The sequence below is a fragment of the Trichocoleus sp. FACHB-262 genome (assembly GCF_014696035.1).
Classification (GTDB): Bacteria; Cyanobacteriota; Cyanobacteriia; order FACHB-46; family FACHB-46; genus Trichocoleus.
In genome coordinates this window covers 1-21269 of sequence record NZ_JACJPK010000032.1, presented here as the reverse complement: position 1 = coordinate 21269, position 21269 = coordinate 1, and the positions used below count along the sequence as shown (strand labels likewise).

Sequence of the window (21269 nt, the reverse complement as noted above, 5' to 3'; positions counted from 1 at the left end):
GAACCTGGATACACTAGATAGTATGGCTCTACAGCGATGAAATCTGGATTCGGCGTTTAAGCACCTGAATCTACCAGTGCATCGTTGTCCAAAGTTCGCACTCCACTCCTTTCCATTTAACCAATGTTGATTAGAAACCTAAGCGGATGACTGCTTCTCAAATTCGTTTCGCTGAATATGCCCAGCTTCAGAGTCAGGTTGCTTCTACCGCAATAGGCTCTACCCAAATTAAAACCAATGCCATTGCTGCCCGTGGGGTGGAAATGGTATTCCAATCCGGTGCTGAACGCTTCTATGCCCTGAAAGATATTGATCTCGATATCCAGAGAGGGGACATTTATCTGCTGATGGGTCCTTCTGGATCTGGAAAAACCACGCTGCTCTCTATCCTAGCGGGGATCTTAACACCTAGCCGCGGCAGTGTTCACTTGTTAGGGCAAGAAATTACAAGAATGTCTCGCACCCAACTATCCCAGTTCCGCTTGGAAAATATTGGTTTTATTTTTCAAGGATTTAATCTGTTTCCTGCCCTGACTGCCCTTGAGAATGTGGAATTGGCACTTAAAGTCAAAGGTCTTCGAGGGCGCAGTAACCGTCGCCAGCAGGCTCAAAACTTGCTAGAACAGGTGGGGCTGCAAGATAAAGTAAAGTTACTGCCTCGGGAGCTATCGGGTGGCCAACAACAACGAGTGGCGATCGCACGGGCTTTAGCAGGCGACCCACCCCTAATCATGGCGGATGAACCTACTGCAGCTCTGGACTCTCGTAGCGGCCATGCGGTGATTGAGTTGCTACGAAACCTTGCCAAAGAGGGGGGGCGTACAGTGTTGATGGTGACTCATGACCCACGCATTATGGATGTGGCAGACCGAGTGGTGAACTTGGAAGATGGCATGCTCGATCAGCGATATGCTGCCTAGCCCTTCGTTGTAGTTCAAGCTATTTAAAACTAGATAGGGGCACAGAATGCTGCGCCCCTACCCGTAATTTATTCCATAAAGTTTGTCGAGAACCTAGTGCCTGTTGCTGCTCCAGTTACAGAGATAGCAGGTTGGCCTCGTCATATTTTCTGTCAGCCTCTTTATTAAGTGAGGCTTGGTGTATTAAATGCCAATTGGCTGCTTTGCTATGTCTGTATTCTCCCTGGTAGGCAGGGCGATCGCATAGCGGCAATCTACCCAGTTACCCCTGGGGATCATCCCCAATAGGATTTTACAGAAACTAGCGGTAGTTTCAAGGTGGAAGTCGTGCTAAAGCGTCTTCTGGACTGCTTGAGCAATTTCGGCTAAGGTGTCGGCAACGGAGCGGGGTTGCCAACTCAATTCGCGTCGGGCTTTAGCGGCATCAACCCGCACACAGCGATCGTAGACGTAGTGAACTCGCTCTCGACTTAGGGGTGGTTGCCAGGAGAACAAGCGACCAAGGGGGTCTAAGATATTCCCCACTAGCCTAACCAGAGCTTTGGGAGCCTCGGCGGGAGCAGCAATCCCAGCTTGCTGACCCACAATTTTGAACATTTCTCGTGTGGTCAAATCCCCAGCGGAAATAATGTAGTGCTCTCCGGTTGGCGCTTTCTCGGCGGCTAAGAGCATCGCCATCGCTAGGTCATCGACATGCACTACACCCGTGACGCGATCGCCCCCTGCCCAGAGTTTCAGTCCACCTTTGAGAAACTGCCGCAGTACCGGAATAAAGTGCGGATCATCTGCACCAAAAATCCCAGAGGGCATCACACTGACGACTGGTAGCCCCTGCTGGGCCATCTGGTCCACGAATACTTGCGCGTCATATTTAGTGCGATCGTAAGCAGAGGAAAAGTTTTTCTGAGTGCGCTGAAAGGTCTCATCCACCACTTGCCCTTGCGTGTCACCAAACACCCCAATGGTGCTGCAATAGACCACTTTGGCCACGCCCACTTCTTTGGCTACTTCCATGACGGCGCGAGTGCCTTCTACATTCACACGCTCCATCTCAGCCGCATTCACCAAGCCTAGCTCCACGTAGGCAGCGGTGTGAAATACTGTGTCTACCCCTTGCATGGCGGTGCGTAAGGCTTCGCGATCGCTGAGGTCGCCATAAACCAGTTGCACTTGAGCATCAGCTAGGCGCGACAAATTGCTCGATTTGCGGACCAGCCCGACTACCTGGTCACCCCGCTGTTCCAATAGACGAACCAGGTGAGATCCGGTAAAGCCATTTGCTCCGGTGACTAGCGCCTTCATAATGCTTTTTCGTAGATGCGGTACGTCTTATAAATCTTGCCACCCGACGCTTCAATCAACTTGCGCGACGGGAAGTTATCTTCGTAAACCCAGGACAGTTCAGCTCGCTGATAGGGTTTCCCTTTTTGGATGCCACCGCTCATGCCCAAATAAATTAAGGCGAGAGGCACCATTTTGCGACGGTATTCAGGCAAAGAACAGATAGCAATGACTCGGCCTTGGTTAATCTGGCGACGATACCAGAGAAACTTAAGAATCCCTAGCCAATTGAGCTTGCCGCCCACCTGTTTGAGGGGAATATTGTAGTCGGGCAAGCCCATAAAGAACCCAATCATTTCGCCGTTATATTCCGCGATCGGGAATACGTCTGGATCAACTAAGCTTTGCAGCTCTTTAGCTTCTTCCAGAAATTCTTCTTGGGTGCGGGGTGTAGAACTCCAGTTGCCTGCAAAGGCGGTGGTAAATAAACGGTAGAGGCTGAGGCAATCTTGCTCAAAACCTTCCCCTTTCGTTCGCAACGGTCGGAAGGTTACCCCGGATTTGCAAGCAATACGATACGCTTTCTCGAACTCGGTCGGTAAAGGCTTGTCCAAAGGAAAGTTGTAAGCGTAGGCATCTTTAGCCTTCTGCCAACCCAACCGCTCGGCAAATTCAGGATAGTGAGCAGGGTTGTAAGGCATCATCACCATTGATGGTGAGTCAAAGCCATCGACTAACCACAAACAACTGTTGTGAGTCGAGAGATCGATGGGGCCACGCACAGCCGTCATGCCTTGTTGACGCAACCAGTCAGAGGCGGCATCGAGCAGTGCTTGAGCGAGCGCAAAATCAGCAATGCACTCAAAAAAACCAAACAACCCAATCTGCTGCCCTTCTCGCTCGATCAGGCGCTGGTTCACTGCTGCTACCACACGCCCTACCGCCTCTGGCCCTTTGGCTCCCTGAGTGACTGCGATAAACGGTTGCAGTTTACCGTATTGCAAAAACGGGTTGCTGGGTGAGAATTGCTTGGCAGTACTGCTGCGTAAGGGCGGTACCCAGTTGGGATCGTTGGCATAAACTCGCGCTGGCACATCCAGAAACAGTTCTTGCTCGGCGGGGGTCGTGACGGCTTGAATCTGGTATGTCGAAGCTTGAGTAGCCACCATTTTTTAACTTTTGAGACTAAAGATTTTATGGCAAGGGCAGAGTATTTTTCTACCCTTGCAGCATTTTATCGAACTAAGCACTAATGGTGGGTTTATACAGCACATTTCGAGTTGCCACTAAACCTGCCACCAATCGATCCATTTCCTCTTTGGTATGGAGGGCGTTGACAGTCACCCGCAAACGGGGCTTGGCAATAAACCAGATCGGCGAAACCCAAATGCCGTAGTTTTCGAGCAGCAACCGACCAAACAGCTTGGGATTGATTTCGGACGGCAAAATAATGGGAACGACGTTGGTTTCGCCGATCGGCAGAAAATCATGCTCAGTCAAGCGCGATCGCAAGTAAGCTGTATTTTCCTGTAATTGACGTACCCGTTCTGGCTCCCGTCGCACTATTTTGATGCTCTCTAGCGCAGCAGCGGTAAGGGGTGCAGGTAGAGAAATAGTGCCGATTGAGGTGGGGGAGACATTCAGCAACGGCTTCAGCTCAGCTACATGGCTGCTAATTGCCGCACCAGCCGAGGCTGCAAACTTCGAGAAGGTGGTCATGATCAGCGGCACAACACCACGCTCGATCGCTTGCTGAGGGGTGAGGTTGAAGTGCTCGTAAATTCCTCTTCCAGTTGCTCCGATCGCACCACTGGCATGAGCTTCATCCATCATCAAGACGCTGCCTTCGTAATTCTGCATCACGTCGAGCATGTCGGGTAGGGGAGCAATGTCCCCATCCATCGAGAACACCGCATCCGAAACCACCATGATGCGGTCATCGGGTCTGGCATAGCGGCGCAGTTTGGTGGCCAAGTCGTTGACATCGCAGTGGCGGTAAGCACGAACCCGCACCCGGGGGCTATGACCAAAGAGCTTACCGGAGCGAGTTCCCGCATTGGCGATCGCAGAAACGATGCAACCGTGGTTCAGTACATCGGTGAGAATAAGCGTTTCCCGCGTATGCTGAAAACCAGGTACCGGAATTGCTAAATGGCAAAACGCATCCATTAAGGCTTGCATCGCCATCCAAGCATTCAGAAAGAGTTGGGTGTGAGGAAGATGTTTGAAGGCCGAGATTTCATCTTCGAGCTGACGATGTAAATCAATTCGACCACTCAAGACAGAGCAGGAACTATTGGAAGTGCCGTACTGCACAATGCTATCGATCGCCGCTTGCCTAACTGACTCGGATTGAACCAGCCCCAAGACGTCATTGGTGCAGAAGGTTAAAGCTGTGCAGCGAACGCCTGTTTTAGCGTCTTCCAGTTCAACTAAATTTCCTTGTTTGGCGTGGCAGATGTATTCATCTGGCTCAAGTTCGCTGTCATACCAGCGCTGGACGTATTCTTTAATAACTTGCACAGTAAACTCCCCTCACCTTATTCCCAGATAGTCTATCGTCTCTGGCATAACAGTGTATTTTCCTAGCAAAATGCCCATCATCCAGGTCTAATACAACACCAAACACCAGCAATCCAGAGGGTCTGGATTACTTTATACAACCAAATTGTTTGTGAACCAAAGTACTGGGTAGAGGCTGAAGTACGGTTCCGGATTACATCTGTTTGAGGAACGGCTGGTATAGTTGCCTTCATCCGACTGGGCTTTCTGTGGTTAGCTCGGCTGGGCTAGAAGCCATAGCCTTAGAGAAAGAAACAAAGTTATCTGAGTTCCCGCTTTGGGGATCTTCTGATTGACTAGATTTTTGCACAAATTGTTCGTACTGCCGGACAATTAATCGCTGCACTGCAATGATGGCTGGGTTTACTTCCACATAGCGACGTTGTGGATTGTCCAGGTAACGCCGCTGCTCACTCTCCATCATCTCAATATCTTGATTGAGAAATTTCATGAACACATGCTGCTCCAGCAAGGGTTGTAGCACAGGCTCCAGCGATCGCAAAAACCACTTGGGCAACTTCACACGCAGAAAGAACAAGGCAAAGGAAGCGCTTTCTGTAGGGCCCATCGGCAATCGCATCAGATAGAGGCTAGAAACGCCCTCCAACGAGCTTTGATAGTGCGGATAACGATATTCTACTGAAACAGTTTTGGTCGTCACCTGCTCAGCTTCCTCGGCTAAGCCCAAAAATTTCGCCAGCTTGCCTTTGTAAGACACCCGATAGTCGGCACAGACGCTATTCTCAGTTTCTCGCAAGCTGGTCAAGATGGGGTCAAACCAACCCTGCAAATTTTCATGTAAAAACCCATGAAATACATCCATTGAGTTTTCGTTGCAGATAGAGAAATGAGATTTAAAGTGTCCGGTGACTGGCACCATGAAAAAGTCGGGGTGATCAAACTCTCGAATCTCCGGCGGAGAACAAATAGCTGCCAGAGCTGGATCACCGGGAAAAATCCAAATGATGTTGTACTTCTCTTGAATGGGGTAGCTGCGGGCTTGAGCACAGGGTAATTTTTGTTCAGGGGGGAAATAAGGAATTTTGACACAGTCCCCTTGGCCATCAAACTCCCAGCCGTGATAGCGACAAGCCAAATTAGTGCCATGCACTTTGCCTTTGTGCAAAGCCACGCCTTTATGGGGGCAGGCATCTTCTAGGGCATGGAGCTGACCTGTGGCATCTCGATAAACCGCGATCGCCTGCTGCCAAATCTTGACGGGCATCACCTCATTCGGCTTCAGCTTATTAGCCCAGCCGACCGCATACCAATAGTCAGGGTTGATGCCAACTTCTCGCACTGCATTCCGCACTGTCTGCCCTTTTAAGGCTGTCGTCAATTCCATTCACTGTGCCCCTCTGCCTGTACTGCCTACCCTCGGAACTTGCTGAGCTTTTGCACCCTTAGTTCATCAATCTTTCGTCCATCCCTAGGTGAGTGACTGAATCTAAAGTAGCTTGCTAACGTTCCCCGATGGATTACGCCTATTTAGAGTTATAGCCGCAAAGATCGAATTATTTGTATCTTAGATTCTGAGGCTCAATAGCGCGATCCCAAGCTTCTGTGGCTTGTATGAGTAGGCTTGCTGGCATCCGTCTTTAAGGCAGGTTCTGCTCTCGTCGCCGCAACTCGCTGAGAAACTCGATCGCCACTCTCTCTAACCAACGTTGAGCGATCGGTTCGATAAATTTGTCTAAGGGATTCAAATCAACTACATACGGTCCTACTTGCACCCCTACTGGCTCTAGATGTTTGCCAGGTAACTCCTTGCACAGCAACGGCACCGTGCGCTTCTGGAGCTGCCGAAAGAACCACAAGACATCGCTATTTTTCTGGACTTCTTCGCTTCTGTCTTTATCTCCTAGATTTCCTGCGACCGTATCGTTTTTGAAAGAAATCAGAGCCGTCAGGTTAAACAAGCTGCTAGACGCAACGCAGCATTGAGTTTGTTCGCGAGTAGGCAGTACCCCCAACTTGAGCTTGTCTAGCCAACGAGCCACAGCCCGGATGGGAATGGCGCTTTCGGTATCGCTGATGTCAGGGGCTAGTAGCAAGGAAGGCTGACCTTTAATCGAAATCTTCTCTGGTGGCACAATCTCGGCGATCGCGCGCTCAATCCGGGCCGCTTCTTTGGCGTTGACACACTGCTGCACTACTTCTTGCCAGCGATCGCCGCTCAGAAACTCCAACAGTGCCACATACTTGCAACCCAAGCTATGTCCTACCCAAGAATATTTAGAATTTTCTTGATAAATCTTGTGTTGATAGCCGTAATGCTGAGCTAATGTTGTCAATTCGGTGCGTAAGGTGTTTTGTTCAGCAAATAAACTAGCGGCGATCGACCAATGCCGAAAACTAAACCGAAAAGGCAAAGCCACAATCGTATAGCCTTCCTCAAATAATTTTCTTAAGAAGTAACGATAAAAAATAGTTGGAAAGGTACCAAAGAAAGCGCCTCCAATAAACTGAACCACACCTTTTGGCTCAGGATGCAGTGCCACCCAACTAAAAGAAACAGGTTGAAACTTAAACTCAGCTTGCATCCAAACAACCTCTCATTTTAGAAAAAATCAAAACTCAAGCATGAAAATTTAGCCCCTTACTTAAGAGGCTTTTTAAGTAGAAGGCTACTGACTAGAAAGATGATAAAATCGGTTAGTCAGTAGCCAAATTCAAGCGTTACTCTGCTATTGACGAAATTCAGGAACTCTCAGCCGCGATCGCTCTATTTCTAGGATTCTTTGGGCTTGTCTTTAGAGTCTGCATACTCGATCGAGTTAAGAGCTTTTCCACTAGCCAGAGGCAGCGCATAAGCAATTTGATCAAAGTCCAAAGGCTTGCCAGGTTCAAGCGCATTAGGCAAGAAGGTGCCGCGAATTTCTGGGCTGAGTAGCACTTTTACAGGTGCTTTGTTCTTAGAAGGTGTGACATTAACCAGAGCGGCATAACCCCGGATTTCTAGTTGTGGGTCAGGATCACCTAGAATGCCGTTAGCCAAGTCTGGCAAGAGCTGTACAGAAGCGGTCTGCCCCGCAGGTAACTTAAACTCACCAATATACTTGGCTACTTTCTTGTTGCCTGTATCAACTCGCTTAATATCCAGTTTGTCGTTCCGATCAAAAGCAATGTCATAAACCAACATGGTATTCGCTTCTAGCAGTCTAGGCTTAGGATTAGGATTCTCTTTGTCAGGTAGACTAACGTAGAATTCAATCTGAAGCTTGAGGTCTTGGGGTTCCAAGTTGGTTACTGTTAGGAAATAGCCCTGAACAACTCGACGCGCAACTTCATCTGTGACAGGGTTGGAAGGCTTGCGAGGGGCGATCGCTTTGACTAATAGTTCAAAAGTCGATACTTCCATGATTACTTCTCCTGATGTAGGCTTGGTTTTTGTTTGGTCGCTCACATCAGTAACCTACAGACAGGAATTAAGTTTTTCCGCCCAAATATTTAGAAATGTGCAAAGAATTTCTATCAGCTTCACCTATAGAAGATTCAGGTATTAATTATTTGTTCAACATAGGTGAGTAATTAGATTAAATAACACCCAAATGAGTGATTTCTATTCTTTGGAAGTCTCTAATGGTGGGTGCTGAGATAAGTTGATGAGTAGCATCGCATATTTACCTGCTCGTTGAGGTTGCTGATTCAACCCTCAGTTACAATCGCGCTCGCAAAGCCAAAGGTTATGCCCAAGCCAACATTTTGAGGTGTCGAGCTTGTTGAGTTGAAGTGCGATCGCCCTCTTCTTAACTGCGGTTACTGTGCTGCCAATACTTGAGCAACCGTTAGCTTCAAAGCTGGAAATGTCGGAGACTGGATGATAGATTCACCTGTAAAAGCTGCCTCATCATAACGACCTTCATTCAACTGGCAGATCGTTACTTTTGCGTCTAACGGATCAACAATCCAATATTCAGGAATTTCTAAAACACTATACTCGCTGTACTTAGCCCGATAATCTGCCGACTTGGTAGACTCACTCACCACTTCCACAACCAACAGCGGAGGGGGTTCACTCAAATCAATCACGGCTTCTCGATCTGCCATCGCTTCCCATCGGGCGATCGGTAAAACCGTGACATCAGGGATTCTAGACGTATCCCAACGTCCACCACGAGGCGACCTTACCCCAATTCGCATATCTTTCGAGGTCCACGGTAGCTCTGCTGCTTTAATAGCGGCTCTGAACTGGTCATTCAGGAACTCTGAAATCGCTCCATGCCTGCCCGTCCCCAAGCTCATTGGGCTTAACTCCCCTTCGACGAGTTCATAACGGGTTCCTGTACCATCGTCATAAACGAGATAGTCTGCAAAGCTAAACTTTTGGGTAGTCGTGGTCATGGCAGTTAACCTACGGTTCCCTTACCTTTTCTGAATGACTACACAGTGGGTTTAGAGAGACTGATGGGCGATACTGGATTCGAACCAGTGACCCCTTCCGTGTGAAGGAAGTGCGCTACCACTGTGCTAATCGCCCGCGGACTCCTAATTTAGCACAGGCCAGGGGTAGGAACAATAAGAGCCGTAAGAATTAAATGCCTTGCGGGTATTCGTCCCAAAGGGCTGTGGTCTGTCGAAGGCTACGGTGGTCGCCGTTGCCAATGATTAAGTGATCCAGCAAAGGAATCGCTAAGAACTGTGCTCCCATCAGCAGTTGGCGAGTCAAAGTAATATCCTCTGTGCTGGGTTCGATGCTACCCGAAGGATGGTTATGAGCCACAATTACGCGAGTTGCACCTTGGCGAATCACTTCGCGAAAAATATCTCTAGGGTGGGCTAAAGTTTCGGTAGCAGTGCCTATGGTGATTACCTGTGTCCCCAGTAGTCGATGCTTCACATCGAGCAAGAGTACAGCAAAGCGTTCTTGGTGCTGCCACATCAATTCGTGGCTGAGGGCAGCGGCAGCAGATTCAGGGCTGTCGATCACGGTGCGTTCCGCAGGGCGAGATTGAAAGGCTCGCTTGCCTAGCTCGATCGCGGCCAAAATTGTGGTTGCCTTGGCTGGACCAATGCCAGAAATTTTAGTTAGATCCAGCGCATTCACATCGCGCAGCACTTCCAGGGGGTCACGCTGATGCTGGCTGAGTTCTTGCAAAATGTACTGTCCTAAGCCGATCGCTGATAACTTTCCTGGCCCCTGCCCTGTCCCTAGCAAAATGGCTAACAATTCCGCTGTAGATAAACCCTTAGCCCCTTGGATCAGGAGTCGCTCGCGCGGGCGTTCATTCGTGGGTAAATCGGCAACCCTGAGACAGTAGGTCATATAAACGTTTGCACCCTCAACCATTATCTTCCCAGTTATCCCGATTCAGGCAGCTCAACTTACATAGGAGGGTGACCGAGGAGAGGTCAAAAATACGCTAAGTGTTAGCTAGTGGCTACTCAGTCCTTAGTGCCTAATTAGCCTGTCTATCAATCTTGAGACTGAAAACACTCTGGTTAGGAACTTCCGCCTAGAGACCGAAGTGCTTTCATTGCAACTAGGTTTGAGTAAAAGAAGCGCGATCGCTACTTCATCACTATTTAGCTATCTAGCGCCGTTTTTATTTCTACTTGATTAAACCGACTCAGGAGCCTGTCAGTGACCACTCAATATTCGATGCCGCCAGAGGAGTTAAAGTCAGCCAATCTGCACGCTCCCACAGATCTAGATGAGCAGATGATCGATAAGGTCTTGGAAGAAGCCAACCGAGCGATCGATCAAGGCAAGGCAGGGGTAGGAGCCTTAATTTTGTGGCGGGGTGAAGTTCTGGCTTTAGGACACAACACATTTGAAGAAACAGGTGACATGACCGCTCATGGTGAGATGACGGTGCTACGCCAAGCTGCTAGACGCTTAAGCCAAATGAGCGCAGAAGAAAAAGCAGACCTGAGCATCTACGTCACCTTAGAGCCTTGTTTGATGTGCTTGTCAGCTATTTCGTTTGTGGGTATTAAGCGCGTGGTTTATTCTGCTTTAGCGGAGGATGCTAATGAGGAACAGTGGGTAGCACATGGCATCAGCATTGATAAGCTCAACTCTTCGCTGGTCAGAGGTCCATTAGAGTTGGTGGCTGGAGTCAAGCGGGAAGCTGGCAAAGCTATATTGGCTCGAATGCACAAACGTTCTTAGAATATGTGGCTTCTACCTAAGACATAGCAACATAGACATAAAAAGAGTTTTATAACTTCCGCAATCTGACTCAGGCAACATCTGGTAAATTTGGGCATGCTAGGACAAGAAGCGATCGGGAGCTTTTAGCATGTCTATCGTGCCCAATAGTATTAGCCGCAAGGACCTACTACAGCTGTGGGTTGAGACGCTTTCTGGTTTAACTCCAGAGCAGAAAACGATTGTATTGGATGCTTTTAACCAACTCCATCGAGTTGCAGCCTTTGATAGCCAGCTCAATTGATGGAAGTATGTGATGGCTTAATACCCCTGAGCTGCAACCAGCATGTGATAGGCAATTAACAGTTGAGTTAGCGCTAAGGGGTTACTTTGTAACATTTCTCCTGTTGTCCCTGCAATTTTGCCCAACTCAGGGTTAACGCCTCGATTGCAGACATGCCAAAAATGAGGCATTTTGTGACACAGAATTTTTTCTAAATCTTTCTAAATCATAGACCTGTGCTTGCGTGGCCTGCGGCTTGAAGCACATCAACTGGTATTTTCCATATCGCGATCGAGTTCTAAGCTAATCGCAGGGGTGGGCTCAGGACTGGCATCAGGATTCCGTTGATTCAAAATCTGGTTTAGTCTTCTGTATAGCCGCGCCTAGGGGTGTCGCGGTTAATCTTCTACTGCGATCGCAATGCCTCTGGTGGTGCTAGATAAACTTTGACATTGAAGCAATCGCGTAGTGGCGCAGTACCGTACTGCCGGAAGAGGCGAGTTTCTTTCACTTGATAGAGACTGAAAGGGACGAAAATTTGACACTTTAAAAACAACTCTCAAGCAATTTTTTCAAAACAATTGGTAGAAAACTATGGTTGGGGCGAATCAAATTAAGACAGCAGCTCTACTGGGGTTGCTGAGCGGACTGATTGTTTTAGGCGCGTATTATCTGGTGGGTGATGAGCAAGGACTTTATTTAGGCTTGGGCATTGCCGCCTTTACCAGTTTTAGCTCTTGGTACTATTCCGATAAAGCTGCTCTGGCTGCCTATCAAGCACAGCCCTTAGCCCGTGAGGAAGCTCCAGAACTGTTCGACATGGTGGCTTCGTTAAGCGATCGCGCCGAGATCCCCATGCCGAAGTTGTTTCTGGTGCCAACTCAATCACCCAACGCTTTTGCGACAGGCCGTGATCCAGAGCATTCGGCGATCGCGGTGACCCAGGGCATTATTGACTTGCTCTCACGCGAAGAACTCGAAGGCGTCATTGCCCACGAACTGACTCACGTGCGTAACCGAGACACCCTGACTCAAGCCGTAGCAGGGACTCTGGCTGGAGCCATTACCTTTCTGGGTCGCATTCTCACGTTTGGTGCTTTGTACGGCCCTGTGACTCGTGACACTCGCCGGGGTGGCAACCCATTTGCCATTTTGTTCTTGATTATTTTGGCTCCATTGGCTGCAGGCTTAATTCAGTTCGCTATTTCTCGAACTAGAGAATTTGCTGCTGACCAAGGTTCAGCGGAAATTACTGGGAACCCAACGGCTTTAGCTAGCGCCTTAGAAAAGCTAGAAAAGATCGGTTTACAAATTCCCATGAACGGCAATCCTGCCCTGTCTCCGCTACTTATTATCAATCCCCTTTCAGCTCAAGGGTTACAGTCGCTTTTCCGCACTCACCCTCCAACCGAGGAGCGCATCAAGCGCCTGCTAGAACTGGCCCAACAAAAACAGCAAGCTGCTCCAGCCTTGGTTTAGTTCTTTACTCTGCGGTAACTTGACCTGCAATCTGGCAAGCTCCTAAAAAAGTTCCCAAGCCATAATTAAAGCCACCGTCTTCAGGCAAGCGGTGGCATTGTTTTTTTGTCTTTTGGCACTTTTCCAACTTGATTGAGTGGTTGATTCTATCTCTAGATAGATAGCTGCCTGATGCTGACAAAGATAAATTTTTTATTAAATTCAAAGAAAGACAATTAGAAAAGTGCCTGCTAACTAGAGCGATCGCCTAGTTAAACTCTGGATGAGTCAGTGGAGTGAGTGGGAGGAGTCGCTAGGATTGACCTCTGGGGGAAAGATGAATAGCTCTTTGCCCGATGATGAGGCTCTATGATGCAGTGCGATCGCCTCTGCCAAACGACAAAACATGATTGGAATCCATCTGCCGCTATAAAAGTAGACAACGACTTGACTGGCTGTGTACTCTTCCAACGGGAGCGGACTTCGCCAAGGGGAAATCACACTAAAAACCGCCTCCAAAGCGATAACGTTTTCATCTTGGACTAAAGAAATAATTTTTGTCGCCTATCCCAGGGACTACGTTGCTGGCTCCTAGAATTCAATTAGCAGTGGTTTTGCTAGGCATAACTACGGCAGACCAGAGCGGCAGTAGGCAGCGTTCATAGAGTCATGACAATCGGGTTGATGTTTGGGCACGATGGAGCAACCATGACACAAACAACGACTTGGGACATTGTGGTTGTGGGGAGCGCCAACAGTGACTACTTGATTCGAGGCCCTAAACTCCCCTTACCTGGCGAAACCACTCAAGGCGAAACTTTCCTAGCTGCACCCGGAGGCAAGGGGGCCAATCAAGCCGTAGCGGTGGCGCGTTTGGGTGCTCGTGTTGCTTTCGTGGCCCGCATTGGCAAAGATGAGCAGGGCCAGGCGTTGATGGCTAATCTACAAGCTCAGGGCGTTGACACAAGCTATGTGGTGCAAGATGAGCAAGCTGCCACTGGAGTAGCACTGATTATGGTGGGGCAGGGCGGCGAAAAGCAGATTTTGACCGCGCCTGGAGCGAATCATCGGTTAGCAGTTGCGGATGTCGAGGCAGCCCTAGCCGCGATCGCCTCGACTAAGGTTGTCCTGGCTCAGCTAGAAGCTCCTTTAGAGGTAGTACAGGCAGCGTTTCGCTTAGGTCGGGAAGCAGGGGCACGGACAGTGCTTGATCCCGCTCCTGCGGTGCCACTAGCCAACGAGCTGCTGCAACAAGTTGATTTGATTCGCCCCAACTCCTCAGAAGCAGAAGTGATTACTGGCGTTAAAGTCACCGATCCAGTTTCGGCACGTCAAGCGGCTGGTATCTTACTCCAACGCGGTGTGGGAGCCGTGGCAGTGCAAGCGGGTGATGCGGGGAATTTACTGATTTGGCCCGAGGGAGAATGTTGGTTGCCCAAAGTGCCTGTGCAGAGCATTGATGCCACGGGAGCAGGCGATGCTTTTGCAGCAGCGATCGCGGTTGCCCTAGCCGAGAATCAATCTTGGTCCGAGGCAGGGCACTTTGCCAATGCCGCCGCAGCGATCGCTACGACAGGGTTTGGGGCGCAAACGGCTTTGCCAACTAGGAGCGCCATCATGAACCTGCTGGCAACAACCTAGACCGAATCTCCTTCTGGGGATAGGTGAGCCGAAACGAAAACCTCAACAAATTTGAAGTTAGCCGCATTCCGCTCCCAGGCTGGGAGCCGCCTTACAGCAGGGGCAGGGATTGGCGCGTAATCTTTGCACTGTTTCTCCAAGAACTGATGATTAAGCTGCTGGGACATACTGAATTGCATAGGCCAATGGTCATCAACAAATTACCTATCTGGCTCATGGGTGGAGCGATCGCCTTGAACTTGATGGGCTGCGAGTCGCTGAATCAAGTACTTCCCAACTTGCCATTGCCCTCTAGTTTTCCGACTCAGTTACCTACAGCTTCCTCTGCGTCTCCGTCTCCTGGGAACTCATCTGCTACGGTTCAATCACCCGCGATCGCGGAGATGGAGGCAACAGTACGGCAACGCATTAATGAAATTCGGCAGGAACAGGGGTTAAAACCGCTCCAAAGCAATGACCGTTTGGCTCAGGTCGCTCGCGATTACAGTCGCCTCATGGCCGAGAAAAACTTTTTTAGCCACACTGGGCCCGATGGCCGCAATGTTGGGCAACGAGTTCAAGCCGCAGGCATTATCTATTGGATCGTGGGTGAGAACTTATTTAAGAGCGTCAATATTCCCAATCCTGGACCTGTGGCTGTTAAAGGATGGATGGAAAGCCCGGGCCATCGAGAAAACATCCTCACCGCTCCATATAGCGAGACAGGGGTGGGAGTTTGGCAGCAGGGCGATAGCTACTACTTCACGCAATTGTTTTTGCGTCCACCCAGTCTGCCTGCGCTGTTCGAGTAGGCGGTGAGTAGGCGATCGCCTAGCTATAAGTCAACTGTTCTTCTTCCACAATCGTCAGTTCTTTAGGCTGGCACCATTTCACCTGGACTGCAATGACCTTACTGCCTTCTCCCTCTAAATCTTCCACATACCCAGATTGAGCGTGATTGGCTTCTTCAACATTGCTGAAAGGACCAAAGTAATAGGTGCCTTTAGGCTGGGAGGTGACAATCTCGACCCACCAAGCAGAATCTTTCTGAACTTGCTTGCGACTAAGCAGCAAGAAGAGCACCACGCAAAAAACGAAAAACACAAAGAATCCAAACATAGTTTAAATAGCTCAATAAAAACTTTTCAACAATCAAACAACTGATTTGTTACCACCCCATTGATTCTGAGACAGCTCAAAAATTGGGTCTGCAATTGATTGGAATAGAAAATCTTGCTTCAGTTAATGAATTCCCTGATTCATTTACAACTGTTCTAGACTGGTCTGGATTAAAGGCATGACTGCAAGCTGAATAGCATTGATGAGCATGGAATTCAGTTTCGGTTCAGGTCCTCAGGCCAGGAGTTGTTTTAGGATAGGCCGGGCTCTTGCTGACATTAATCATTCTTGAGGATGGATTTAACTCCAAACAGTCAACAACGTTACGTATTTCTCAGGACCGAATCTTAGCAGGCTACGATCGCTATTTAGTTCAAGTTCTAAGAGCTGCCTTTGTTGAATTAAGCATGTTTTTGGGTTTAATCTTCAAAATTTTAGATTGATTTTGATCCCATCTCAGTAGCAAGCAAAACAGTGACCTGTAAAATTTGATAGCCCATAGCGCCAGCGATCGCGGCCTCTCGCTCATTAGTTATGCCTCTGAGGTGGGATCGGTAGAAAAAGGCCGAGGGTGGGCGATGCCGTAACCTTGAGCGTAGTCTACTCCCAGCGCTTTAATCACCTCAAAAATGCGATCGTTCTCAACAAACTCAGCAATGGTTTGTAAGCCCATGACGTGTCCCACTTGGTTAATGGCTTCTGTCATAGCCATGTCCGTTGGGTCTTCTAGAATATCTTTAATAAAGTTGCCATCAATCTTAAGGTAGTCTACAGGCAAGCTCTTCAGGTAGGCAAATGAAGACATACCAGAACCAAAATCATCAAGCGCAAAGCGGCACCCTAACTGCTTTAGCTCGCGCATCAATTGGATTGCCTTGTTCAAGTTAGCGATCGCCACTGTTTCTGTAATTTCAAAACAGATGACTTGAGGTGGAACCTGATGCAGCGCAAATTGCTCATGAAGAAAATCAATGAATTGATCGTCATTGATACTTGCGCCTGAGAGGTTAATTGCATAAAGGCAGCGATCAGGAGCAGATTGGCAACGCTGCCAAGCGGCACGGTAATGTTGCCCTTGAGCCGCAAACAACGTGCGAATCACCCAGCGATCGATTAAGTGCATCAAGTTATAGCGTTCCGCAGCTGGCAGAAATGCCATTGGCGGCACTACTTTACCTGTCTCATCCCGGAGTCGCAACAAAACCTCGTAGTGCTCTTCCTGAAGCTGGGCCTGCTGAGTTGCCACGATCGGCTGGTAATAAAGACAGAAGCGGTCTTCCTCTAAAGCCTGAGTAATGCGGACCGCCCACTGCATTTCCCCCTGTTGTTTTGCCAACTCCATATCGTCGGCTTGGTAAAGGTGAACGCGGTTACGACCTCGGCTTTTGGCAGCGTAGCAAGCAGCATCAGCCGCACTAAGAACGCTATTGAGGTCAGCTTCTTTCTGGTCGATCATAGTCAAACCGATGCTCACCCCCAAGCTAAAGGTTTGCCCTTGCCAGAGAAACCGGAACTCTTGCAAACTCCAACGCAAGGCATTGGCAATCTTGAGCGCTTGGTCGAGTTGACAGTTATACAAGAGCAGACCAAATTCATCTCCGCCTAACCGCGCTAAGATATCGGTCGATCGCACTTGAGCTTGTAGAGTCGCTGCAATCTGACGCAGTAACTCATCTCCAGCTCGGTGACCACAAGTATCATTAATGATTTTGAACTGATCCAAATCGAGATAACACAGGTAATGTTGTTGGCCTTGCGTCGAGACACTGGTAATGGCTTGCTCTAGACACCGCTCAAATTCTCGGCGGTTGGCGAGTCCAGTGAGGGCATCATGACTGGCCTGCCAAGCTAGACGTTGTTCACTCTCGCGCAAGGCATCCTCAGCCTGCTTACGCTCAGTGATATCTCGCACCACCATACAAAAAGCTTCTCTACCCGCATAGGCAATCAAGTTGGCATTCACCTCTACATGCACCAGACCACCCCAGCGATCGCAGTACTGTTGCTGGCTAGCGAGATGGGTTTCTCCTTGCAGCAAAGGCTGCATGGCTTGGTCTAGCGCCGCGCGCTCTAGAACAGCAACATCATAAAGGGTGAGTTCTAGGAGTTGCGAAACGCTGTAGCCTAACAGTTGCAAAAAGGACGCATTAGCTTCCAAAAACTGTTTTGTCTGAGCATCAATCAGAAAAATCCCTTCTGAAGCTTGAGTCACCACCGCTCGATAGCGAGCCTCCCGTTCTTGGCACTCATGCTGAAACAAAATTAGCTTTTCTAACAACAGTTGAGTAATAGCTCCAAAAACCAGACCAATCACCACTAAGAAGATGACTAGGTAAAACAGAGGTCGATGCCCTTGCTCATAAATGCTGCGAGTTAACTCAACTCGCACGAGTAAGGCAGGCTGGTCATAAATATCGTTTACCAACGCGTAGCCCGCCACCTTTTCCTGGTTCAGAGGGCGCACTAGCGAGGGGTTCTTAAGAGATAAAGCGGCTCGTGCCGAAGCAAAATCAGATGGGAGTTGGGCCGAGTCAATCCGATGAATCGTGATCGGATAGCCCGTGATCTGGGTGAATTGATTCACCTTTGCTAGATCTAAATAGCGCCCAAAGATGACCGTACCCCGTCTAGGCCCTTTTCCATTACTAGGCAAAATTGGTTGAGCCGTCACTAGCATCGGTCCATTGGGCAATAAGACCAGACCTTGACGATACTCACCTGGTGGCAAAGTTTGTAGGAGTGCACTCCCAGGAAATAGCTGTTGCTGTAGTGCGAGGGGGAGCAAGGTTTTTTGCTGCTTGCCTATGTCAAAGCCTGTCGCGTAAACAATGTGATTGGCTGTGTTGATGAAAGCAACTGCATTGACTTTCAAAGCTGAGAGCTGCTCTGCAATTAGATTGGCTTTGATGTATCGCGGATTAGCATCTTCTACAAACCTATAGGTGTCATCCCAAGCAGACCAATCTGTAAACCGACCGCTAAAGTCATTTTCAGTCCCAGCAATGGTATCAAGGACACCATGCAAAGCTAAGCGAGTATCTTGTTCTTCTGCTTTACGCAAGCTACTCATCAAGACAGTGGATGAGGCGGCATACAAGACAGTTAGCAAACTAGTGAGCGTCAAGCTAACCGCCAACAGAGTTTTTCGCCGCAAAGCCGCTGTTTGTTGCTTGGAAGCAGAAAGCTGGTGGCTCTCCTTCCACCATTTGGGCTGCATGTTTGACCAAAGGCTGGGCTTACCAGGGGAAGTTAGCAGGGCCATTTTAATACTTGAGGTTTTCGGAGATTGATTATCAAGAGCTTGACTTACCAAGGTTGCCCACCTTCTGCCACTGCTAAGTTTTGTCGCTCAGCCAGTCTGGATTACAGATCTCGCTTGCTTTAGCTCTAGTCTCATCTGAAAGATCGATGGCTGAGACGGTAAAATTAGCTGAATTTCGATCGGCTGTTTGACGGTTTTTCGATTAGATATTCCGGTAAATACGGAGAAGAGGGGCATCTAACCTATAGATACCCCTCTTCGATTCAAGAGAAACAATAGACTGCTAGCAGCATCAAAAAATCTAAAAAATTTGATTTGCCAGAAGTTTAACTAGATTTAGACTACGCCGCCACTAAACCACTATGACGGAGGAGTGGCGCGGTGTTGGGTTCCCGACCCCGGAAGGCTTTGAAGACTTCCATCGGGTGTTGGCTGCCACCCAGAGCTAGAACAGTTTCCCGGAAGCGCTTGCCTGTATCTGCGATCGCCTCTGAGTTCTCTAAGCCTGCTTCTTCAAAAGCTGCAAAAGCATCCGCACTGAGGACTTCCGCCCACTTGTAGCTGTAGTATCCAGCCGCATATCCGCCTGCAAAGATGTGACCAAACGCGCAGAGGAAGTCATCTTCGGGGAGCGGTGGCATCACGGTTGTGGTTTCAGCGAGGCGTTGACGCACATCTTGCACCGTTTCGCTGCCACCCGGTTGATAGTGGGCGTGGAGGACAAGGTCGAGCAAGCTGAAGTGTAACTGCCGCAACATGCCGCTACCGCTCATGTAATTACGCGCTGACACAAGCTTGTCGTAGTAATGCTCTGGTAGGGTTTCGCTCGTTTCGTAGTGCTTCGCCATGCTGAAAAGAGTGGCCCGATCGTAGCACCAGTTCTCCATAAACTGGCTGGGCAACTCCACAGCATCCCATTCGATGTTGCGAATGCCAGCGGCTCCAGAGTGATCGACTTTGGTCAGCATGTGCTGAAGACCGTGACCGAACTCATGGAACAGCGTTTCCACTTCGCGGAAATTCATCAAGCTGGGCTTGCCGTCAATGGGAGGCGTTTGGTTGCAGACCAAGTAAGCCACAGGCAGACGAGTACTAGCTTTCCCTTCCACCGTCAGCTTGGCCCGATTGACGCAATCATCCATCCAGGCACCGCCACGCTTCTCAGCAGGACGGCTGTAGGCATCGAGGTAGAAGTACGCGATCGCCTCTCCCGACTCATCCGAAATTTGGAAGTAACGCACGTCTTCGTGCCACACCGGAGCCTGACCATCGGCAGCGGTGATGGTGACGCCGAATAGACGCTTGGCGAGACCAAACAAACCGTCTAAAACTTGGGGCAAGGGGAAATAGGGGCGCAGCTCTTCGTCGTTGAAGGCAAATTTTTCTTCCCGCTGACGCTCAGCCCAGTAGCTCACATCCCAGTGCTTCAGCTCGCCAGATTCTCCTTTGGAGGCAGCATAAGCTTTCAGGTCAGCCAAATCTTTAACCGCGGCATCGTAGCTCACTTGACGCAGTTCTTCCATCAACTGCTCCACCGCCGCCACGTTGGGAGCCATCTTGCTGGCTAAGCTGAGTTCGGCATAGTTATCAAAGCCGAGGAGTTGGGCTTGCTCTTTCCGTAAGGTCAGGATGCGATCGATCAGTGGTTTATTGTCGAGGTCACCCTCTGAAGCGCGGCTGACGAAGGCTTTGTAGAGTTTTTCACGCAAATCAGAGCGAGTGCTGTGTTGCATGAAAGGGCCGTAGCTGGGGAAGTCGAGGGTGATCCGCCAAGGGCCATTCTCTGCGGTGGCGTTTTCCTCTCCAGCGGCACGGGCAGCTTGGGCAGCGAGACTTAGCGAGCTAGGAGGTAACCCGTCTACTTCTTCCGGGGTGGTCAGCGTCATGCTGAAGGCTTTGGTGGCGTCCAACACATGGTTAGAGAACTGAGTAGATAGCTCTGCCATGTCCATTTGAATGGCATTGAAGCGCTCTTTGGCTGCGCCTTCTAACCCGACACCAGACAGCTCCGCCTCCCGAATCGCAGCTTCGACGATCCGTTTTTGAGCAGGTTCTAAGTTAGTCCAAGCATCACTGTCGCGCAGCGCTTTGAAGCCTTCATAGACAGGTTTGCTTTGACCAAGTTTGGTCCAAAACTGCACCACATGAGGCTGCATGGTTTCATGAGCTTCCCGCATTTCTGGGCTGTTTCTCACCCCCATCAAGTGCCCAACGATCCCCCAACTCCAACCCATGCGATCGCTCAAACGGTCGAGAGGTTCGACCAAGCTGCTCCAAGTCGGTTGCACATTCGCTTCTAGAGTCACCAGTTCTTGCTCTAGCTCTTGCAGCAGTTGGGTGATGGCTGGAACCACATGCTCTGGCTTGATGGCATCAAAGGGGGGAAGTCCTTTACCAATCAGCAAGGGGTTTTGGGTGAGGGTAGCACTTGCACTCATAGGTTGTCTTTTATTTCTTTGGCATTATCTATATACCCCTCACTGTAACGAATGCCTGACATAGACAACCAGTGCGGAAATCCCATCTACGATCGCCCCTCCTCACGTTGAAAAAGCGAGGTAGTGCATTAGATTAGTGTGGGATAGATGGCAATGTCATGCCAATTCCAGGAGCGCGTCGTTAATCCTGCACGTTGAGCAGCAGTGTTTTTAAGTCGGCTGTGTTGCCAAA

General features: G+C 49.4%; 19 protein-coding genes, 1 tRNA gene and 1 pseudogene. 6 read left to right on the top strand and 15 right to left on the bottom strand.

The genetic code is table 11. The features are described from left to right. Positions 1-146: 146 nt before the first annotated feature. Positions 147-920: an ABC transporter ATP-binding protein gene (locus tag H6F68_RS06295; protein ID WP_190557391.1), complete on the top strand. Its 774-nt coding sequence runs from the start codon at positions 147-149 to the stop codon at positions 918-920. Between the two features lie 330 nt (positions 921-1250). Here H6F68_RS06295 and H6F68_RS06290 read toward each other — a convergent pair whose 3' ends face one another. From H6F68_RS06290 to radC, 9 genes are all read right to left on the bottom strand, one after another. Beyond that, positions 1251-2222: an NAD-dependent epimerase/dehydratase family protein gene (locus tag H6F68_RS06290; RefSeq protein WP_190557389.1), complete on the bottom strand. Its 972-nt coding sequence runs from the start codon at positions 2220-2222 to the stop codon at positions 1251-1253. Next, positions 2219-3370 carry a hypothetical protein gene (locus tag H6F68_RS06285; protein WP_190557387.1) on the bottom strand — a complete coding sequence of 384 codons (1152 nt, stop codon included), beginning with the start codon at positions 3368-3370 and terminating at the stop codon, positions 2219-2221. Before H6F68_RS06285 ends, H6F68_RS06290 begins: the two co-directional genes overlap by 4 nt. Before the next feature lie 73 nt (positions 3371-3443). Continuing rightward, positions 3444-4724, bottom strand: coding sequence for an aminotransferase class I/II-fold pyridoxal phosphate-dependent enzyme (locus H6F68_RS06280; RefSeq protein WP_190432464.1), 1281 nt, complete (start codon positions 4722-4724; stop codon positions 3444-3446). Between the two features lie 229 nt (positions 4725-4953). After that, on the bottom strand, positions 4954-6108 hold the full coding sequence (locus tag H6F68_RS06275; protein ID WP_190557385.1) for an aromatic ring-hydroxylating dioxygenase subunit alpha: 1155 nt from the start codon (positions 6106-6108) through the stop codon (positions 4954-4956). Between the two features lie 253 nt (positions 6109-6361). After that, on the bottom strand, positions 6362-7306 hold the full coding sequence (locus H6F68_RS06270; RefSeq protein ID WP_190557383.1) for a DUF1350 family protein: 945 nt from the start codon (positions 7304-7306) through the stop codon (positions 6362-6364). A 188-nt stretch (positions 7307-7494) separates the two neighbouring features. Beyond that, positions 7495-8124, bottom strand: a complete 630-nt coding sequence (locus H6F68_RS06265; protein WP_190557381.1) for a hypothetical protein — start codon at positions 8122-8124, stop codon at positions 7495-7497. 398 nt (positions 8125-8522) lie between these two features. Then, positions 8523-9107, bottom strand: a complete 585-nt coding sequence (locus H6F68_RS06260; RefSeq protein WP_190557379.1) for a Uma2 family endonuclease — start codon at positions 9105-9107, stop codon at positions 8523-8525. 64 nt (positions 9108-9171) lie between these two features. Continuing rightward, positions 9172-9243, bottom strand: a tRNA-Val gene (locus H6F68_RS06255). 54 nt (positions 9244-9297) lie between these two features. After that, positions 9298-10029 (bottom strand): DNA repair protein RadC, encoded by a 732-nt coding sequence (gene radC, locus H6F68_RS06250; RefSeq protein ID WP_190557433.1) that lies wholly within the window; start codon positions 10027-10029, stop codon positions 9298-9300. Positions 10030-10347: 318 nt separating this feature from the next. On the opposite strand from radC, the gene H6F68_RS06245 reads away from it, so the two are divergent. Together H6F68_RS06245 and H6F68_RS06240 are read left to right on the top strand one after the other, a co-directional pair. Then, positions 10348-10878 carry a nucleoside deaminase gene (locus tag H6F68_RS06245; protein WP_199299940.1) on the top strand — a complete coding sequence of 177 codons (531 nt, stop codon included), beginning with the start codon at positions 10348-10350 and terminating at the stop codon, positions 10876-10878. A gap of 130 nt (positions 10879-11008) precedes the next feature. Further along, the gene (locus H6F68_RS06240) at positions 11009-11161 is read left to right on the top strand and encodes a hypothetical protein (protein WP_190552868.1); all 153 of its coding nucleotides are present in this window, start codon (positions 11009-11011) and stop codon (positions 11159-11161) included. 17 nt (positions 11162-11178) lie between these two features. Here the strand turns inward: H6F68_RS06240 and H6F68_RS06235 are convergent, their stop codons facing one another. Next, a complete protein-coding gene (locus H6F68_RS06235; protein WP_190557377.1) occupies positions 11179-11331 on the bottom strand; it encodes a hypothetical protein in 153 nt (50 codons plus the stop codon). Positions 11332-11734: 403 nt separating this feature from the next. On the opposite strand from H6F68_RS06235, the gene H6F68_RS06230 reads away from it, so the two are divergent. After that, complete coding sequence (locus H6F68_RS06230) at positions 11735-12619, top strand: M48 family metalloprotease (protein WP_190432449.1); 885 nt, start codon at positions 11735-11737, stop codon at positions 12617-12619. Positions 12620-12886: 267 nt separating this feature from the next. Here H6F68_RS06230 and H6F68_RS06225 read toward each other — a convergent pair whose 3' ends face one another. After that, positions 12887-13099 carry a hypothetical protein gene (locus H6F68_RS06225; RefSeq protein WP_190557375.1) on the bottom strand — a complete coding sequence of 71 codons (213 nt, stop codon included), beginning with the start codon at positions 13097-13099 and terminating at the stop codon, positions 12887-12889. Positions 13100-13306: 207 nt separating this feature from the next. Between H6F68_RS06225 and rbsK the strand changes: the two genes are divergently transcribed. Continuing rightward, positions 13307-14239 carry a ribokinase gene (rbsK, locus tag H6F68_RS06220; RefSeq protein WP_190557373.1) on the top strand — a complete coding sequence of 311 codons (933 nt, stop codon included), beginning with the start codon at positions 13307-13309 and terminating at the stop codon, positions 14237-14239. 23 nt (positions 14240-14262) lie between these two features. After that, a complete protein-coding gene (locus H6F68_RS29585; protein ID WP_313930041.1) occupies positions 14263-15030 on the top strand; it encodes a CAP domain-containing protein in 768 nt (255 codons plus the stop codon). Positions 15031-15049: 19 nt separating this feature from the next. On the opposite strand, the gene H6F68_RS06210 is transcribed toward H6F68_RS29585, so the two are convergent. The 4 genes and pseudogenes from H6F68_RS06210 to H6F68_RS06195 form a co-directional block, all read right to left on the bottom strand. Beyond that, entirely contained in the window at positions 15050-15337 is a 288-nt protein-coding gene (locus H6F68_RS06210; protein ID WP_190557371.1) for a DUF1816 domain-containing protein, read from the bottom strand. A 532-nt stretch (positions 15338-15869) separates the two neighbouring features. Further along, positions 15870-18554 (bottom strand): EAL domain-containing protein, encoded by a 2685-nt coding sequence (locus H6F68_RS06205; RefSeq protein ID WP_242065381.1) that lies wholly within the window; start codon positions 18552-18554, stop codon positions 15870-15872. A 386-nt stretch (positions 18555-18940) separates the two neighbouring features. After that, positions 18941-21037 carry a M3 family metallopeptidase gene (locus H6F68_RS06200; protein WP_190557367.1) on the bottom strand — a complete coding sequence of 699 codons (2097 nt, stop codon included), beginning with the start codon at positions 21035-21037 and terminating at the stop codon, positions 18941-18943. Positions 21038-21165: 128 nt separating this feature from the next. Beyond that, a pseudogene (locus H6F68_RS06195) lies at positions 21166-21269 on the bottom strand (IS1 family transposase); the annotation flags it as partial.

What these genes read in the sequence shown, in the direction of transcription:
- H6F68_RS06240 (WP_190552868.1), top strand. Translation starts at nt 11,009, where the DNA reads ATGTCTATCGTGCCCAATAGTATTAGCCGCAAGGACCTACTACAGCTG.
- H6F68_RS06285 (WP_190557387.1), bottom strand. Translation starts at nt 3,370, where the DNA reads ATGGTGGCTACTCAAGCTTCGACATACCAGATTCAAGCCGTCACGACC.
- H6F68_RS06260 (WP_190557379.1), bottom strand. Translation starts at nt 9,107, where the DNA reads ATGACCACGACTACCCAAAAGTTTAGCTTTGCAGACTATCTCGTTTAT.
- H6F68_RS06200 (WP_190557367.1), bottom strand. Translation starts at nt 21,037, where the DNA reads ATGAGTGCAAGTGCTACCCTCACCCAAAACCCCTTGCTGATTGGTAAA.
- H6F68_RS06275 (WP_190557385.1), bottom strand. Translation starts at nt 6,108, where the DNA reads ATGGAATTGACGACAGCCTTAAAAGGGCAGACAGTGCGGAATGCAGTG.
- H6F68_RS06265 (WP_190557381.1), bottom strand. Translation starts at nt 8,124, where the DNA reads ATGGAAGTATCGACTTTTGAACTATTAGTCAAAGCGATCGCCCCTCGC.
- rbsK (WP_190557373.1), top strand. Translation starts at nt 13,307, where the DNA reads ATGACACAAACAACGACTTGGGACATTGTGGTTGTGGGGAGCGCCAAC.
- H6F68_RS06210 (WP_190557371.1), bottom strand. Translation starts at nt 15,337, where the DNA reads ATGTTTGGATTCTTTGTGTTTTTCGTTTTTTGCGTGGTGCTCTTCTTG.
- H6F68_RS06230 (WP_190432449.1), top strand. Translation starts at nt 11,735, where the DNA reads ATGGTTGGGGCGAATCAAATTAAGACAGCAGCTCTACTGGGGTTGCTG.
- H6F68_RS06270 (WP_190557383.1), bottom strand. Translation starts at nt 7,306, where the DNA reads ATGCAAGCTGAGTTTAAGTTTCAACCTGTTTCTTTTAGTTGGGTGGCA.
- H6F68_RS06290 (WP_190557389.1), bottom strand. Translation starts at nt 2,222, where the DNA reads ATGAAGGCGCTAGTCACCGGAGCAAATGGCTTTACCGGATCTCACCTG.
- H6F68_RS06235 (WP_190557377.1), bottom strand. Translation starts at nt 11,331, where the DNA reads ATGCCTCATTTTTGGCATGTCTGCAATCGAGGCGTTAACCCTGAGTTG.
- H6F68_RS06295 (WP_190557391.1), top strand. Translation starts at nt 147, where the DNA reads ATGACTGCTTCTCAAATTCGTTTCGCTGAATATGCCCAGCTTCAGAGT.
- radC (WP_190557433.1), bottom strand. Translation starts at nt 10,029, where the DNA reads ATGACCTACTGTCTCAGGGTTGCCGATTTACCCACGAATGAACGCCCG.
- H6F68_RS06205 (WP_242065381.1), bottom strand. Translation starts at nt 18,554, where the DNA reads ATGCAGCCCAAATGGTGGAAGGAGAGCCACCAGCTTTCTGCTTCCAAG.